The sequence below is a fragment of the Jiella marina genome (genome assembly GCF_024359545.1).
Taxonomy (GTDB): Bacteria; Pseudomonadota; Alphaproteobacteria; order Rhizobiales; family Rhizobiaceae; genus Jiella.
In genome coordinates, this window is record NZ_JAKQZG010000024.1 from 1 (window position 1) to 14,504 (window position 14,504).

General features: G+C 63.7%; 17 protein-coding genes and 1 pseudogene. 7 read left to right on the forward strand and 11 right to left on the reverse strand.

Features of this window, described 5'->3' with window-relative positions; all coding sequences use genetic code 11:
• Nucleotides 1–59: 59 nt before the first annotated feature.
• The 3 genes from phbB to MF134_RS23330 all read right to left on the reverse strand — a co-directional run bounded on the left by phbB (nt 60) and on the right by MF134_RS23330 (nt 3,212).
• Nucleotides 60–785: an acetoacetyl-CoA reductase gene (gene phbB, locus MF134_RS23320; protein WP_255341791.1), complete on the reverse strand. Its 726-nt coding sequence runs from the start codon at nt 783–785 to the stop codon at nt 60–62.
• 99 nt (nt 786–884) lie between these two features.
• Entirely contained in the window at nt 885–1,739 is an 855-nt protein-coding gene (locus tag MF134_RS23325) for a patatin-like phospholipase family protein (protein WP_255341792.1), read from the reverse strand.
• Between the two features lie 288 nt (nt 1,740–2,027).
• Nucleotides 2,028–3,212 (reverse strand): acetyl-CoA C-acetyltransferase, encoded by a 1,185-nt coding sequence (locus tag MF134_RS23330; protein WP_255341793.1) that lies wholly within the window; start codon nt 3,210–3,212, stop codon nt 2,028–2,030.
• Between the two features lie 336 nt (nt 3,213–3,548).
• On the opposite strand from MF134_RS23330, the gene phaR reads away from it, so the two are divergent.
• Nucleotides 3,549–4,163: a polyhydroxyalkanoate synthesis repressor PhaR gene (gene phaR, locus MF134_RS23335; RefSeq protein WP_255341794.1), complete on the forward strand. Its 615-nt coding sequence runs from the start codon at nt 3,549–3,551 to the stop codon at nt 4,161–4,163.
• A 103-nt stretch (nt 4,164–4,266) separates the two neighbouring features.
• Here the strand turns inward: phaR and rpmF are convergent, their stop codons facing one another.
• Nucleotides 4,267–4,446 (reverse strand): 50S ribosomal protein L32, encoded by a 180-nt coding sequence (gene rpmF, locus MF134_RS23340; RefSeq protein ID WP_255341795.1) that lies wholly within the window; start codon nt 4,444–4,446, stop codon nt 4,267–4,269.
• Between the two features lie 242 nt (nt 4,447–4,688).
• On the reverse strand, nt 4,689–5,378 hold the full coding sequence (locus MF134_RS23345) for a biosynthetic peptidoglycan transglycosylase (protein ID WP_255341796.1): 690 nt from the start codon (nt 5,376–5,378) through the stop codon (nt 4,689–4,691).
• 172 nt (nt 5,379–5,550) lie between these two features.
• On the opposite strand from MF134_RS23345, the gene MF134_RS23350 reads away from it, so the two are divergent.
• A complete protein-coding gene (locus tag MF134_RS23350) occupies nt 5,551–6,450 on the forward strand; it encodes a polyprenyl synthetase family protein (protein ID WP_255341797.1) in 900 nt (299 codons plus the stop codon).
• 43 nt (nt 6,451–6,493) lie between these two features.
• Here the strand turns inward: MF134_RS23350 and MF134_RS23355 are convergent, their stop codons facing one another.
• The 4 genes from MF134_RS23355 to ispG form a co-directional block, all read right to left on the reverse strand.
• Nucleotides 6,494–7,471 (reverse strand): lytic transglycosylase domain-containing protein, encoded by a 978-nt coding sequence (locus MF134_RS23355; protein ID WP_255341798.1) that lies wholly within the window; start codon nt 7,469–7,471, stop codon nt 6,494–6,496.
• A 77-nt stretch (nt 7,472–7,548) separates the two neighbouring features.
• Nucleotides 7,549–7,851 carry a helix-turn-helix domain-containing protein gene (locus MF134_RS23360; RefSeq protein WP_255341799.1) on the reverse strand — a complete coding sequence of 101 codons (303 nt, stop codon included), beginning with the start codon at nt 7,849–7,851 and terminating at the stop codon, nt 7,549–7,551.
• 8 nt (nt 7,852–7,859) lie between these two features.
• The gene (locus MF134_RS23365; protein WP_255341800.1) at nt 7,860–8,213 is read right to left on the reverse strand and encodes a type II toxin-antitoxin system RelE/ParE family toxin; all 354 of its coding nucleotides are present in this window, start codon (nt 8,211–8,213) and stop codon (nt 7,860–7,862) included.
• Between the two features lie 110 nt (nt 8,214–8,323).
• The gene (ispG, locus tag MF134_RS23370; RefSeq protein ID WP_255341801.1) at nt 8,324–9,592 is read right to left on the reverse strand and encodes a flavodoxin-dependent (E)-4-hydroxy-3-methylbut-2-enyl-diphosphate synthase; all 1,269 of its coding nucleotides are present in this window, start codon (nt 9,590–9,592) and stop codon (nt 8,324–8,326) included.
• Nucleotides 9,593–9,808: 216 nt separating this feature from the next.
• Between ispG and MF134_RS23375 the strand changes: the two genes are divergently transcribed.
• The 4 genes from MF134_RS23375 to MF134_RS23390 all read left to right on the forward strand — a co-directional run bounded on the left by MF134_RS23375 (nt 9,809) and on the right by MF134_RS23390 (nt 12,210).
• Entirely contained in the window at nt 9,809–9,982 is a 174-nt protein-coding gene (locus tag MF134_RS23375; protein WP_255341802.1) for a DUF3309 family protein, read from the forward strand.
• Nucleotides 9,983–10,212: 230 nt separating this feature from the next.
• A complete protein-coding gene (locus MF134_RS23380; RefSeq protein WP_255341803.1) occupies nt 10,213–10,371 on the forward strand; it encodes a DUF3309 family protein in 159 nt (52 codons plus the stop codon).
• Nucleotides 10,372–10,488: 117 nt separating this feature from the next.
• Nucleotides 10,489–11,418, forward strand: a complete 930-nt coding sequence (locus MF134_RS23385; RefSeq protein ID WP_255341804.1) for a cytochrome c — start codon at nt 10,489–10,491, stop codon at nt 11,416–11,418.
• A 114-nt stretch (nt 11,419–11,532) separates the two neighbouring features.
• Complete coding sequence (locus tag MF134_RS23390) at nt 11,533–12,210, forward strand: hypothetical protein (RefSeq protein ID WP_255341805.1); 678 nt, start codon at nt 11,533–11,535, stop codon at nt 12,208–12,210.
• Nucleotides 12,211–12,237: 27 nt separating this feature from the next.
• On the opposite strand, the gene MF134_RS23395 is transcribed toward MF134_RS23390, so the two are convergent.
• Nucleotides 12,238–13,722, reverse strand: a complete 1,485-nt coding sequence (locus MF134_RS23395; protein WP_255341806.1) for an MFS transporter — start codon at nt 13,720–13,722, stop codon at nt 12,238–12,240.
• A 315-nt stretch (nt 13,723–14,037) separates the two neighbouring features.
• On the opposite strand from MF134_RS23395, the gene MF134_RS23400 reads away from it, so the two are divergent.
• Nucleotides 14,038–14,199: a hypothetical protein gene (locus MF134_RS23400; protein WP_255341807.1), complete on the forward strand. Its 162-nt coding sequence runs from the start codon at nt 14,038–14,040 to the stop codon at nt 14,197–14,199.
• Nucleotides 14,200–14,299: 100 nt separating this feature from the next.
• Here MF134_RS23400 and MF134_RS23405 read toward each other — a convergent pair.
• Nucleotides 14,300–14,504, reverse strand: a pseudogene (locus MF134_RS23405) (Hint domain-containing protein); the annotation flags it as partial.

The window sequence follows — 14,504 nt, forward strand, 5'->3', positions numbered from 1 at the left end:
CGCTTTCCAGGCCGATCGAGCCACAGGCGAGACCGCGAGCGGCCCGCCGGCAACCATCGTCAGGCCATATACTGCCCGCCATTCGCCGAAAGCGTCGCGCCGGTGATGAAGCCGGCGTCATCGGAGGTGAGGAAGACGACACAGCGGGCGATCTCGTCGGCCTCGCCGAGGCGACCGACCGGGATGTTGGCGATGATCTGCTTCTGCATCACGTCTTCGGGGATCGTCGCCATCATGTCGGTGTTGATGTAGCCGGGGCAGATGGCGTTGACGGTGATGTTCTTGCGCGCGCCCTCCTGGGCGAGGGCCTTGGTGAAGCCGATGTCGCCGGCCTTGGCGGCGGAATAGTTCGCCTGGCCCATCTGGCCCTTCTGGCCGTTGATCGAGGAAATGTTGACGATCCGGCCGAAGCTGCGCGAGCGCATGCCTTCCCAGACGGGACGCGTCATGTTGAACAGGCCGTTGAGATTGGTGTTGATCACCGCCTGCCAGTTCTCGGGCGTCATCTTGTGGAACATGGCGTCGCGGGTAATGCCGGCATTGTTGACCAGAATGTCGACCGGGCCGAGTTCGGCCTCCACCTTGGCGATGCCCTCGACGCAGGCATCGTATGAGGCGACGTCCCATTTGTAGACGGAAATACCGGTTTCTTCCTTGAAGGCGTTCGCCCGCTCGTCATTGCCGGCATAGGTCGCCGCAACATTGTGACCGGCGGCCTTGAGGGCCTTCGAGATCGCCGCGCCGATACCGCGCGAGCCACCCGTTACGATTGCCGTTCTCGCCATGTTTCCTCCCCTTGGCATTCTTTCGCCGCCTCTTGATCGCGAGGCGAGCTCTTGGAATTTGCGTGCCGTTAGGAAACTAGTCGCGGCTAGCCTTCATGGCTAGACCAAGTGCGCTGCAGCATCGAAAGCTTTGAGGAACAGCTTGCCGTCCTCGATCCCGGCATTCCAGGTTGCGACGATCTTGTCGCGGTCGGTGAAGTCGATCTTGTCTGCCGGGACCGAATCCGAAGGCTCCACATAGACCCGGTCCGGGTGCTTGGGCAGGTTGCGGAACTTGCGGGTGAGAAGAACCAGCGTGCGGCCGTGATAGTTGGAGGGCATCGGCGCCTTCGAGGTCATGCCCCCGTCGATCACCTTCTTGCCGTTCCAGCCCTGGAGATTGAACACCGGCGGGATGACGGCCGCATTGCAGATCAGGTCCACCAACTTGCCGTCGCGGGCGGCTTGGCGTGCGTCGACCAGTTCCTGGTCGGCACCAAGCTTTTCCGGAAAGACCACATGGGGCGTCGAGCGGATGGAAAGATCGGCGAGATAGGCCATCATCATGGGAAAGGTCGTCAGCCGCGCGAAACGACTGTGCGGCGGATGGGCCAGGAGGACCTCGAAGGACGGCCCGTCGCAGATCGCTTCGATCGCCTCCTTGTCGAGCGTCTCGCGTACGACCTGGCGGTACATCTGCTGATGCGGTGTCAGGCCATTCTCGTCGAACTCGTCCCAGTCGATGGAGAAATTGTAGTCCCGCTCGTCGAAGGCGGCCCCCATCGTCTGGAGCAGCTTCTGGTCTCGATCGCCGATGAAGCAGGCCGCGGACAGTGCACCGCCTGACACCCCGGCGATGCGTTCGGGCTTCAGCTTCAACTCATCGCGGACGGTTTCCAGAAACCCGCCATGCCAGAAGCAGCGGGTGCCGCCGCCGGAGAAGACGAGCTGTTCGAAAGGGGCAGGTTCGGACATCGACATCGTACGAAGGTCGCCCTCGTCTGGAACCGTAAAATCGCTTCCTGCACCTAGCTAGTTCAGCGTTCCAGATGTGCCAGTCGGGTTCGATGCGCACGGGCTCGTGCGGCTCCCATCGTCAATGCAACGGCCGTTTCCCCGCTTCATTCGCCTCGGCGAAGCTCATCCTTCCTATCCTGCCGCTTCGGGCATTTTGGGATCGCAGAAGCGGCGAAGGATGAGCTTTGTTCAAAGGTGGCTTTCGACAGCGCCCGAGACGTTTGGGCGCTGTCGAAACTGGGGAAATCACATCGCCTCGAAGCACATGGCGACGCCCATGCCGCCGCCGATGCAGAGCGTCGCGAGACCCTTCTTGGCGCCGCGGCGCTGCATTTCGAACAGCAGCGTGTTGAGGATGCGGTTGCCGGACGCGCCGATCGGATGACCGATGGCGATCGCGCCGCCATTGACGTTGACGATGTCCGGGTTCCAGCCGAGGTCCTTGTTGACCGCGCAGGCCTGCGCTGCGAAGGCCTCGTTGGCCTCGACGAGATCGAGATCGTCGACCGACCAGCCGGCCTTTTCCAGCGCCTTCTTGGAAGCCGGGATCGGGCCGGTGCCCATGATCGACGGGTCGACGCCGGCGGTCGCCCAGGAGACGATGCGCACCATCGGCGTCAGACCGCGCTTTTCGGCCTCGGCTTCGCTCATCAGGACCGTCGCGGCGGCGCCGTCATTGATGCCGGAGGCGTTGGCGGCGGTCACCGAGCCTTCCTTGTCGAAGGCCGGGCGCAGCTTGCCGACCGAATCCATCGTCACGCCATGCTTGATGTACTCGTCGGCATCGACGACGGTCTCGCCCTTGCGGGTCTTCACCGTGAAGGGGACGATCTCGTCCTTGAACTTGCCGGCCTTCTGGGCGGCTTCGGCCTTGTTCTGGCTCTTGACCGCGAACTCGTCCTGGGTCTCTCGGGTCAATTGCCACTGACGGGCGACGTTCTCGGCGGTGTTGCCCATGTGATAGCCGTTGAAGGCGTCGAGCAGGCCGTCCTTGAGCATGGTGTCGACCATCTTCAGGTCGCCCATCTTCTGGCCGGCGCGCAGGTAAGCGGCGTGCGGAGCCATGGACATCGATTCCTGACCGCCGGCGACGATCACCTTGGCGTCGCCCATGGCGATCTGCTGCATGCCGATGGCGACGGTGCGCAGGCCCGAACCGCAGAGTTGGTTGAGCCCCCAGGCGGTCGTTTCCTTCGGACAGCCGGCGGCCATGGCCGCCTGACGCGCCGGGTTCTGGCCCTCGGCGGCCGTCAGGATCTGGCCCATGATCACTTCGTCGACATCGGAAGCTTCGACCTTGGCGCGGGCAAGAGCCTCCTTGATGGCGGTTGCGCCCAGTTCATGGGCCGGGATCTGACCGAAAGCGCCGTTGAATGCGCCGACGGCGGTCCGGGCCGCTCCCACGATCACGACGGATTGCGCAGTGCTCATTTTCCATTCCCTCCGACTTTGTCGCATTTGTTCGTTCAGATAGCGCGCGGCGCTCAATTCCAAAGGTTGTTTCAGAGCGGGCAGGGTCCGTCAAATTTCATCGCGCTCCGAGCGAACCTGAAACCGAGATTTGCTGTCGCAAAATTAGGACGTTGCATTGCGTCATGCAGGATGGAGCCGTCGCCGGGGCTGCATTTGCCGTTGAAATCACCGGGAAAAGTCAGTCGCGGCGTTTGGCATATCGGCCATTCTGTGCCTATCATTTATGCGGCGCACATGAGCGCTCGCACAAAACGACGGCGAATTGCCGGTCGGCCGGGGTGAGGGAGTTTGGGAATGGCCAGAAACGAGGGTGTGACGGTCATCAAGAAATATGCCAACCGGCGGCTCTACAACACCGGCACCAGCACTTACGTCACGCTGGAAAACCTCGCGACCATGGTCAAGGACAACGAGGAATTCGTGGTCCAGGATGCCAAGACCGGCGAGGACATCACCCATTCGGTGCTGACCCAGATCATCTTCGAGCAGGAGAACAAGGGCGGTCAGAATCTGATGCCCATCAACTTCCTGCGTCAGCTCATCCGCTTCTATGGCGACCAGATGCAGATGGTCATTCCCGGCTATCTGGAACAGTCCATGTCGGCGCTTGCCAAGGAGCAGGAGGCGTTTCGCGAAAACATGGCCGGCGCCATGGCGCAGACGCCGATGAAGCTTATGGAAGCGCAGGTGAGGCGCAACACCGAAATGTTCCGTCAGGCGATGGCAGTGTTCAACCCGTTCGTCGCCGGCAGCCTGCCGGAGGGCGGCGAGGAGCCGCGCGGTGCCAATGGCGCTCGTGGGGATGGTGAACCGTCGAAGGGCCGCGAGGACGATCTGAAGGTCATGCGCGAGCAGCTTCAGCGCATGCAGGAACGCCTCGAGGCGATCGATACCAAGAAGGGCAGCTGATCGTCGCTCAGGGCGCGACCAGCGAAACAGAGTCTCACGGAAAGAAAAAGCCGGGCGAACCCGGCTTTCATTCATGCTCGTTGCCGTGGCCTCGTGCCGCGTCTCAGTCCTTGACCTTCAGGATCTGCTTGCCGCGATACATGCCCGTCTTCAGGTCGATGTGATGCGGGCGGCGCAGTTCGCCGGAGTTCTTGTCTTCGATGTAGGTCGGTGCCTTGAGGGCGTCCGCCGAACGGCGCATGCCGCGCTTCGACGGGGTGGTTTTCCGCTTGGGTACGGCCATGTCCTGCTCCATTCGCTGTTCCGGCAAGACGAGTCATCCGCCAGACAGCACGTTCTCGAGTTCCAATCCGTTCAAACCCGGCGAGCGTCGATCGAGGCGACCGCTCAGCCGGATATTCGCGTCGAACGAATTCCGCCGCGCAGCCTTCGGCCGGCTTCAGAATGTCGGCATGACGGGAATTTGTGCGAGCCCATAGCAAAGCTTGGGCCGGATGGGAAGAGGGTGTGCGAATTGCGGGGCGGTCAGGATTCTTCGAGGCAGCCCACATAATCGCCCGAGGCCCTGGCCATACGCTCGATCCGCCGCGCCAGGCGATTGAGGCCGGGGCCGGGGTTGGCCGGATTGCGAACGCCGGGAGCGGGCAAGGTCACGGTGATGAGGGCTGCTTCCCGCCGTGTGAGCTGGCTCGCCGACTTGCCGAAATAGTGCTGGCTTGCCGCTTCGATGCCGTAGACGCCCGTGTCCCATTCAGCGACGTTGACGTAGATCTCCATGATCCGGCGCTTGTCGAGGACGAAGTCGAAATAGAGCGCCAGGGGCAGTTCCATCGCCTTGCGCACGAACGATCGGTCGTTCCACAGGAACAGGTTCTTCACCGTTTGCATGGTGATTGTCGAAGCCCCGCGGGTTTCCTCCCCATCGAGGGCCTTCTCCACGACGGCCTTGAGTTCGCCGAAATCGACACCGCGATGGCGGCAGAACTGACCGTCCTCCGACATGATGATCGAGTGGAGCATGACCGGCGTGACGTCCTCGATCGGCACCCAATCGCGCAGGACCGGACGCATCCGCACCTCGTCGGCGAGCATCAGGGTCGAGATGGGATGGATCCATCTGGCGCCGTAGATCGGCGTCAGGATCAGGGGAATCGCGGCCACGATCAGAAGCAGGATGACAAGGCGGACGAACCAGCGCTTCAACGTCTTGAACATGTGGCCGTTCGTCTGCCCCGTCGGGATCTGTCGAAATGCCCTTGGCGGAAGGGCGGCCTTTACTTATCGGTGCTAGATATCCCGCGCAATGGTTCATGCCGGACCATGAATGATACCAACCGTTTGACCGCAACGAGTCAGGCGAACCGCTCTGGGGAAAGCGAGACGCGCGATGAAGACCGGCGAATTCGAAAAGCAGCTCAAGACCACGGCCGCATCCGTCGGTGACTTTCTGGAAGACATACTGTCCTCGCATCAACTGGTGGCCGGGACGCCGCATCATCTTCTGAACGCCATGCGCCATGCGGTCCTGAACGGCGGCAAGCGGTTGCGTCCATTCATGGTGCTTGAATCGGCGAAACTCTTCGCGGGGGATCCGAAGGCGGCGATGCAGATCGCCGGCGCACTCGAATGCGTGCATTCCTATTCGCTGGTCCATGACGATCTGCCCGCGATGGACGACGATGCCGTGCGCCGCGGCAAGCCGACCGTGCACAAGGCCTTCGACGAGGCGACGGCGATCCTGGCGGGCGATGCGCTCCTGACGCTGAGCTTCGGGCTGATCGGGACGAGCGAGGCCATTGCGCCCGATCTGCGCGTCAAGCTCGTGACGTTGCTCGCCCGAAAGGGCGGCGCATCGGGGATGGTCGGCGGCCAGCTTCTCGACATACAGTCGGAAGGGCGAAAGCGCTCCGAGATCGAGATCACCCGCATGCAGGCGATGAAGACCGGCGCGTTGATCTCCTGCGCCTGCGAGTCCGGCGCGATCCTCTCCGGCGCCCCGGAGGAAGATCGGGTTCGCCTGCGTAAATATGGCGAGAATGTCGGCCTCGCCTTCCAGCTTGCCGACGATCTGCTCGACGAATACGGCGATCCGGACGTGGTCGGCAAGGCGACCGGCAAGGACCGCGACAAGGGCAAGCAGACGCTCGCCCAGATCTACGGCAAGCGGATCCTCGAAGACCGCCTCGACGCGCTGGTCAACGAGGCCGAAGAGGTCATGGCGCCCTATGGCGAAAAGGCGGAGACGCTCTTGGAGGCCGCCCGCTTCGTCGCCTGGCGCAAGCACTGAGGACGAGGGTGGGGCCATCCGAGCTTGCTGCGGCGGCGATGATCTACCGGTTCTTGGCGACGATGCAGGAGCCGCCGGCTAGGCGCAGCCTGACGCAGAGCCGATTGGCCTGGTAGCGCTCCTCGGTGCCGATTCGGATCGCGTAGATCGTACCGCCGCCAGGGACTCGGTCGCGGATCACAAGCGGCTTCTCGTTGCCGATCAGTCCCGGGAATGCGGCCTGGGTGCGCCGGAACATTCGCAATGCGACGTTCTGGTCCCTGTGGCCGGCCACCTGCACGCCCCAGGGTTTCGGGATTCCCGATTCGACCGAGGCAAAGATCGCGCGGGTCTTCATCACCGGCAGCTTGCGGCAGGCTTCGAAAAAGGCGACATCCTGTTCCAGAGGGCGGGGCTCGACTTCGCGCCCGTCGGCCTTGAACCAGAGGGCAGGGCGTGCGGTAATCGCCGCAACATAGTTCTCGGTCTCGTAAGGCAGTCGGCCGCCCCGGGCGATCCAGCGCTTCACGCGGTTGATCCCGCCATTGTAGGCCGCTGCGGCCAGGCCCCAATTGCCCAGTTCCGTGCGCAGGTCCGAGAGATAGAGCGCCGAATGGCGGATTGCTTCTTCGACGTCATAAGGGTTCGCCAGGCCCCGCTCGGCAGCGGTGTAGGGCATGAACTGCGCGATGCCCCGCGCGCCGACAGGCGAGACCGCCTTGGCGTCGAAGCGGCTTTCCTTCCAGATCAACCGGGCGAAGAAGGCCTTCGGCATGCCGACGGCGTCGGCATTCTCGCCGATCAGGCGGCATATCTCGTCCACGCCGCCTGTCTTGGCCGGCGTTGCCGATCCATTCTCTGTTCCGTCGAAACGCGGCGGGCTCGGGGGGAACGGAAGCGCGGGGAGGTGGCTCGCGGCGAAGGCCGCACTGGCGCCGACATCTGGCGTTTCCGCCACAGCGGGCCTCAGGAGGCCGATGCAGAGGCCTGTCGCGATAAGAAGACCGGTGAATCGAGCCTTGGCGAAGTGGCTGCTTCTCATGAACATGCTCCGATCATCGGCAGACACTACGCTTCCGCTTCTTCGAAACGTCATTCCGGTGAGGGCGAGGAGCGTTCTCAAATCAGTTCGATGCGCACTTTCCGGCCAACGACTTCGGCAGCCCGTTGCAGTGTCGCCAGCGTCACATTCCCGTCGCTGGGATCAAGCAGCCGGCTGATCTGGCTGCGGCTCGTTCCCATTTGCTCGGCCATCCGCCTGCGGGAAAGCTTCTGCTCCTTCATCGCCTGTTCGATCTGCCAGGCCAGAACTTCTTTGACTGCGATCGCCTCGAACGCTTCGCGCTTGCTTTCATCTGTCAGGAATGCGTCGAGCGTCGTAAGCCCCTCCACCGTGCGGGCCGTCTCCTCGTTCTCCACCATGACACCTCCTAGGGCAGAAATTCTTTCATCCGACGGCGGGCGAGAGCCAACTCGTCCTGCGGGGTCTTCTGGCTTTTCTTGATGAAGCCGGAAAGGACCAGGATCGTGTCGTCGCAGAGGCAAAAGATCATGCGGGCAATTCGGCCACTTGGCAGGTTGCTGCGGACTTCCCAAAGTCCATTCCCCAACCCCCGACACAGCGGCATGCCAACAGGCCAACGATACTGGACGCGCATGAGGTCGAGTCCGATTGCGTGGCGTTCGGTCTCCTCCAATCCGCGCAGCCAATCCAGCACAACCTCGTTGCCGGAAGGCGTGCGATAAAAAACGACCGGGACCTTTCGCGCGCTCTTCGGCTCCATGCTACCTCAGAATTATATGGTATGTACCATATAATGGGCAGGACGAGTTCGCAACGAGAAAGATTGACGTTCCCGCCGGATAGCCGACGGAATCACTATACCGAATTGCTCTACTCGGCGGCCGCCTTGCCCTCGCCGAAGCGCTTCTCGATATAGTCGGCGACCATCGTCTGGAATTCGGCGGCGATGCCATCGCCGCGTAGCGTCTTGACCTTCTTGCCGTCGACGAAGACCGGCGCGGCCGGGCTCTCGCCGGTGCCGGGAAGCGAGATGCCGATATCGGCGTGCTTGGATTCGCCGGGGCCGTTCACGATGCAGCCCATGACCGCGACGTTGAGGGCCTCCACGCCCGGATATTTCTCGCGCCAGACCGGCATGTTCTCGCGAATGTCGCCCTGGATTTTCTCGGCGAGCTCCTGGAACACCGTCGAGGTCGTGCGCCCGCAGCCCGGACAGGCGGCAACGACGGGCACGAACTGGCGGAACCCCATGGTCTGGAGGAGTTCCTGGGCGACCTGCACCTCGCGGGTGCGATCGCCGCCGGGCTCGGGCGTCAGCGAGACGCGGATCGTGTCGCCGATCCCTTCCTGCAGCAGAATGCCCATGGCGGCGGAGGAGGCGACGATGCCCTTCGAGCCCATGCCCGCCTCGGTGAGGCCGAGATGCAGCGCGTGGTCGGTGCGCAGGGAGAGATCGCGATAGACGGCAATCAGGTCCTGCACCTGGCTGACCTTGGCCGACAGGATGATCCGGTTCTTCGGCAGACCGATCTCCTCGGCGAGCGCCGCCGAGATCAGCGCCGACTGGATGATCGCCTCGCGCGTCACGGCCCGCGCCGAGCGTGGCGTCGCGAGCTGGTTGTTGGCGTCCATCAGCCCGGTGAGGAGTTCCTGGTCGAGCGACCCCCAATTGACACCGATCCGCACCGGCTTGTCGTAACGGATGGCCATCTCGATGATCTCGGCGAATTGCCGGTCGCGCTTTTCGCGAAAGCCGACATTGCCGGGATTGATCCGGTATTTGGCGAGCGCCTCGGCGCAGGCCGGGTGATCGGCGAGAAGCTTGTGGCCAATATAGTGAAAGTCGCCCACCAGCGGCACATGCATGCCGAGACGATCGAGGCGTTCCTTGACCTTCGGGACGGCGGCGGCCGATTCGTCGCGATCGACCGTGATGCGGACGATCTCCGAACCCGCCCGCGCAAGCGCCGCGACCTGGGCGACGGTGGCATCGACATCCGCCGTATCGGTGTTCGTCATGGACTGCACGACCACCGGAGCGCCGCCACCTACCATCACGCCCGCGACATCGACCCCGACGGTCTGTCTGCGCGGCAAGGGGTCGGCCACGATCGTCTGGATCGGTGCTTCGATATTCATGGTGTTCGGTCCCTGTCGGACGAAAGGATGCGGCAGTGCAAGAGCGAGGTGGCGCTTCGCTGCCGGGTTGTCAATTCACGATGAACAAGCTGACCATGGCACATGGCAAGCTCATGACACCGAACGATCGAAAGCAGGATGGGGGCTCGCCAGCGGTCCCGCCGGCGCCAGATTGTGCGGCCAATCCTTGCCCAAGAAAAGAAGGAGCACGTTCTAATGGATGTCGGATACGGTCCCATCGTCGTCGTCATCGTCTTTCTGGCCCTCATCGCGGTGATGCCGACCTGGCCCTATTCGCGCCAATGGGGCTACCGGCCGTCCATGGTGCTCGGCCTGATCTTTCTCATGATCGCGGTATTCGTGGCGATCGGCGGCTTCGGCCCGGCCTGAGGCGTTCAGGCATGCGGCCCGCTGATATCGATCACGCCTCTTCAGGCGTGACTGCGTTGACCTCGCCTGGGTTTTTGCCGGAACCGGTTCTCTCCATGGGCAGGCGTGCGCGCAGGAAATCTTCTTGTCTCCAATGACTTCCCGTGGCCTCGCTCCGAGCGCGCCGGGAACTCAATTCGCTCTCAACGGTTTGTGAAGCGAACAAAAATTAGCTGGCAAGGAAACCACCCATGAGCCTCGGCACGATTCTCCTCATCATCGTTATCCTGCTCCTGATCGGCGCCCTGCCGACCTGGGGTTATTCCGGCGGCTGGGGCTACGGTCCGTCCGGACTTCTCGGGCTGATTCTGGTCGTCATCCTGGTTCTGCTGCTGCTCGGCCGGATCTAGACTCTGCCAATCGCGAGCGGAAACGGCATAGCGACATGTGGTCGGCTTGACGCTTTCCCTTAAGTGATCTCATCCTCGCGCGGCCGGGAGCAGCTCGGCCGTGTCTGAGGCTGGCGGATGCTGAACAACATACTCATTGCAATCTTCGTCGTTGTCCTGGCCGGTGCCGGCGCATTCAAACTCCTCACCCTGCCGCATCCGCTCGAGGACAGTCGGATCGCGGCGGAGGATTCCGGCGACGCCGCGCGCGGCGAGCGGATCTTTTGGGCCGGCGGCTGCGCCTCCTGCCATGCCCCTTCCAAGGCGGAAGGTGACGCCAAGCTGAAGCTCGGCGGCGGCGATCCGCTGACCACGGATTTCGGCACCTTCCACGCCCCCAACATCTCCCCGGACGCGCAGGATGGGATCGGCGGCTGGGATCTCGCCGATTTCGCCAATGCCATGCAGCGCGGGCTCGATCCCGAAGGCCGGCATCTCTACCCGGCCTTTCCCTACACCTCCTATGTGCGCATGACGCCGCAGGACGTCGCCGATCTGTGGGCCTTCATGAAGACGCTGCCCGCCGTCGAGGGCGAGGCGCCGGCGAACGACCTCGCCTTTCCCTTCAACATCCGGCCGGCCGTGGGCCTGTGGAAGCTCGTTTTCCTGGGCGACGGTTCGCCGGCCGTGGAACTGCCCGAGGACGCTTCGGAACCAGCTCACAGGGGCCAGTATCTCGTCGAAGGACCGGGGCACTGTGGCGAATGCCATACCCCGCGCAGCTTCGGCGGCGCTGGCGGCCTGAACACCGGCGAGTGGCTCGCCGGGGCGCCCAATCCCGAAGGGGAGGGCAATGTCCCCAATATCACGCCCTCGGAGGATGGCATCGGAGACTGGTCGGCTAGCGATATCGCCTATTACCTCGAAACCGGCTTCACCCCCGACTTCGATTCCGTCGGCGGGGCGATGGTCGACGTGCAGGAGAACATCGCAAGACTTCCGGCTGAAGACCGTGCGGCGATCGCCGCCTATCTCAAGGCCGTTCCGGCCGAGTCTCCGGCGCCTTGAACTGCGGCCGCGTCGCGATGTGACACGCATCACGGATAGCGGGCGGGGCTTCCTCGATAGTGGGTGCAACGGCGAAGGAAGCTTCGCCGGTCATCCCGAAGGGAGCCCTGACCCATGATCCGCAACGCCATCTTCGCCCTCGCTACCTCCGCAGCCTTCCTCACCCCGGCCGGCGCCAGCGAAGCGGCCGAACTCTGCGGCGTGGTCGCCATCAAGGCGATCGAACCCATCGCCTTCAAGGGCGGCCCTGTGAACGCCTCTGCCTCCGAAGAACCGGCGACCACGAACGCGGCCGGCAGCGGGGCGGGCGATCTCTTTCTGGTGCTCGGCTCCGAGCAGTCCCGTGGCGCGAGCATTGATGCGTGGGTATCAGGGGAGACGACGCCTCTGCGTCCTGGGGCTTCGTTTCCGGTCGAAGGCGCGATGGCACTCGTTCCCTATGTTCTCGGCCTCATGGGGAATGGTGACCGCGTCGCCGTCGAGCTTCGCGGCGGCGGAACTGGTCAGTCCCGGAAGCGGCTCGGTCAGGCGGTTTTCGCCTTCGAGGACGCCGGCAAGGGCGAACTCGCGACCTTCGTTCTCTCGCCGGACGAGGACGGCGTGGCCTACGGCATCCGCTACGAGGTCGTGCCGATGGTCTGCTCCGATACGATTTCGGCCTCGCTGCGCGGGCTCTATGCCGAGACGACGCCGGACGATCCGAGGGCGGGTGACCTCTATCGGAAAGCCTTCCAGGCTGCGGGCTTTGCGAAAAGCGACGCCGAGCGCGAAATGGCGGGTCTGAATTTCTGAGCGGAGGCCCGTGCCGGCCGCTGAGGCTCATCCCTTCGCCGAAGCTGATTCCTGCGTTTCGTCGGCCTTCATTGCGCGAGACCGGCCCTCGACGTCGGCGGGCAGTCGGCTCGAGAGAAAGGCCAGAAGCAGGAAAATCGCCACCTGATAGATCAGCGCCATCTCGAAGGCGTCGCGATAGGTGCCGTGCCCCTGGGCGCTTCCCAGCATCCGGAAGAAGATCTCCCCGACGATGGCGACTCCGAGTGCCCCGCCGATCTGCTGGAACGACTGGAGCGCACCGGAGCCCGATCCCGCATCGCGCAACTCCACCATCGTCAGGATCGTCGCAAACAGTGGTGCCACGGTGATGCCCATGCCGAGGCCTGCCATGAAGAGAGGCGCGACAAGGTCCCAATGGTCGACGCTGTCCGTCACCGAAGCGACCACGAAGTACAGGAGGGCCATGCCGCTCGCCAGAATGAGCGGGCCGGCGATCAGCCGCGCTCTCGCCATGCGTCCGCCGAAGCGGCCCGAAATCAGCGAGGAGATGAAGACGCCCACCGGGAAGGGCACAGTGGTCAGCCCGGATTCGAAGGGCGTGAAGCCGAAGCCCACCTGGAGAAAGATGGCCACCACAAAAAAGAAGCCGGGAATGCCGGCAAACAGCGCCGAGGTCATCGACAGGCCGAGGAGGAAGTGGCGATTGGTGATCAGGCTGATGGGGAGAAGCTGGCTCGCCTGGATTTTGGCGCGATGGCGTTCCCAGAGCACGAAGGCGGCCGAGAACGGGACAGAGAGGGCAAGCAGAACGAAACACCAGAGCGGCCAGCCATATTCGCGCCCTTCGACCAGCGGGATGATAACGGCAAACACCGCGGCCGCTGCCAGAAGAACGCCGACGAAGTCGATCCGGGAGCGCTCGCCGCCTTCCGCCTTCGGGATCAGCAGCCAGCCGGAAATCACCGCGAACAGGCCGATCGGCAGGTTGACCAGAAAGATCGGACGCCATTCCAGGCCGTAGAGATCGGCCGAGATCAGCGCGCCGCCCGTCAGCGGCCCGGCGACGGAGGCGAGGCCCGCCGTCACGCCGAACAGGGAAAAGGCCGTGCCGCGCTCAGCTGGCGGGAAGGTCACCTGCACCAGGGCGAGCGCCTGCGGCATCATCATCGCCGCGGTCAGGCCTTGGGCCAGACGCGCCGCGATCAGCATGTCGATGTTCGGCGCCACCCCGCACAAGAGCGAGCAGAGCGTGAAGCCGGTGACGCCGAAAAGGAACATCCGCTTGCGGCCGACAATGTCGCCCAGCCGCCCGAACGGTAGGAGCCCGAGCGCGAAGGCGACGATATAGCCGGCGACCACCCATTCGATCTCGCTGCTCGTCGCCTGCAGACTGTCGCTGAGGCTCGGGATCGCCACGTTCACGATCGTCACGTCGATCAGATTCATGAAGGCGGCGAGCAGCAGGACGGCGAGCGTCAGCCAGCGCCGCGACGAGGGGACGGCCGGCGCCGTATGGTCGGAAGTGTTCAAAGAGGGATCCTTGTCGGCCTGACTCCTTCGCCTATTCAGGCCGACATGCCGACTTGGCAAGGGCAGGGCGCACTGCAGAGAGAGTCTCGCGGCGTTCCGAGTGCAGCCGGCCGGAATCGCGATGAGATCGCCGGTGCAGCGCCAAAACACCGTGGCGCCCATAAGTTTTTTGCGATCACGTCAATCGTCTTATGGGAAGCGGCGATTCCGGTTTGCACTGCACGCAAGGCAGAGCCGCAAAAACCGGCTCTGCTCGTCGCGCCCGTTCGTTCTTATACAAGACCTACCAGAATACGAACATGCAAGGTTGTTACAATGAGACGCGCATCGCGCTTCGCCGCCGGACTCGGCAGTTTCTTTGAACAGGTTCGCGCGGCCCGGGCATGCGCTTCCGCCATGGAAGCGGGCCGCCGGCCGCCCGAGCGGGCCATCCGCACCCTCGGCCTGAACCCGGACACGTTCGACCGGTTCGCCTGACCAGGAAACCGGCCCCGGCGGTCGATATCGAACATCGCTGCCCGAAGAACGAAACGGCCGCTTGAAGCGGCCGTCGTCATTTCCAGCGGTGCCCGTCGCTTCAGATCCGCAGCGCGGCTTCCGCCTTCGGCCAGGCACACTGGGCCGAGAGATCGGCGTAGAAGAGATCCGCGAGCCGCTTGCGTTCGGCTTCCACAAGCGGGCCGTCGGTTGCGACTTCGAGGCAGCGGCCGTGCTGGCCGGCCGGCACGAGGTCGGGATTGGCCAGAACGTCGTCGAGATCGTTCTCGAACCAGCCGCGCAAG

Bases quoted from the DNA above. Each gene is read 5' to 3' on its own strand.
- ispG (WP_255341801.1), bottom strand. From the start codon at position 9,592: ATGAATATCGAAGCACCGATCCAGACGATCGTGGCCGACCCCTTGCCG.
- MF134_RS23380 (WP_255341803.1), top strand. From the start codon at position 10,213: ATGAGCCTCGGCACGATTCTCCTCATCATCGTTATCCTGCTCCTGATC.
- MF134_RS23355 (WP_255341798.1), bottom strand. From the start codon at position 7,471: ATGAGAAGCAGCCACTTCGCCAAGGCTCGATTCACCGGTCTTCTTATC.
- MF134_RS23400 (WP_255341807.1), top strand. From the start codon at position 14,038: ATGAGACGCGCATCGCGCTTCGCCGCCGGACTCGGCAGTTTCTTTGAA.
- MF134_RS23365 (WP_255341800.1), bottom strand. From the start codon at position 8,213: ATGGAGCCGAAGAGCGCGCGAAAGGTCCCGGTCGTTTTTTATCGCACG.
- phbB (WP_255341791.1), bottom strand. From the start codon at position 785: ATGGCGAGAACGGCAATCGTAACGGGTGGCTCGCGCGGTATCGGCGCG.
- MF134_RS23325 (WP_255341792.1), bottom strand. From the start codon at position 1,739: ATGTCCGAACCTGCCCCTTTCGAACAGCTCGTCTTCTCCGGCGGCGGC.
- MF134_RS23360 (WP_255341799.1), bottom strand. From the start codon at position 7,851: ATGGTGGAGAACGAGGAGACGGCCCGCACGGTGGAGGGGCTTACGACG.
- MF134_RS23390 (WP_255341805.1), top strand. From the start codon at position 11,533: ATGATCCGCAACGCCATCTTCGCCCTCGCTACCTCCGCAGCCTTCCTC.
- MF134_RS23375 (WP_255341802.1), top strand. From the start codon at position 9,809: ATGGATGTCGGATACGGTCCCATCGTCGTCGTCATCGTCTTTCTGGCC.
- MF134_RS23385 (WP_255341804.1), top strand. From the start codon at position 10,489: ATGCTGAACAACATACTCATTGCAATCTTCGTCGTTGTCCTGGCCGGT.
- MF134_RS23345 (WP_255341796.1), bottom strand. From the start codon at position 5,378: ATGTTCAAGACGTTGAAGCGCTGGTTCGTCCGCCTTGTCATCCTGCTT.
- MF134_RS23350 (WP_255341797.1), top strand. From the start codon at position 5,551: ATGAAGACCGGCGAATTCGAAAAGCAGCTCAAGACCACGGCCGCATCC.
- rpmF (WP_255341795.1), bottom strand. From the start codon at position 4,446: ATGGCCGTACCCAAGCGGAAAACCACCCCGTCGAAGCGCGGCATGCGC.
- MF134_RS23330 (WP_255341793.1), bottom strand. From the start codon at position 3,212: ATGAGCACTGCGCAATCCGTCGTGATCGTGGGAGCGGCCCGGACCGCC.
- phaR (WP_255341794.1), top strand. From the start codon at position 3,549: ATGGCCAGAAACGAGGGTGTGACGGTCATCAAGAAATATGCCAACCGG.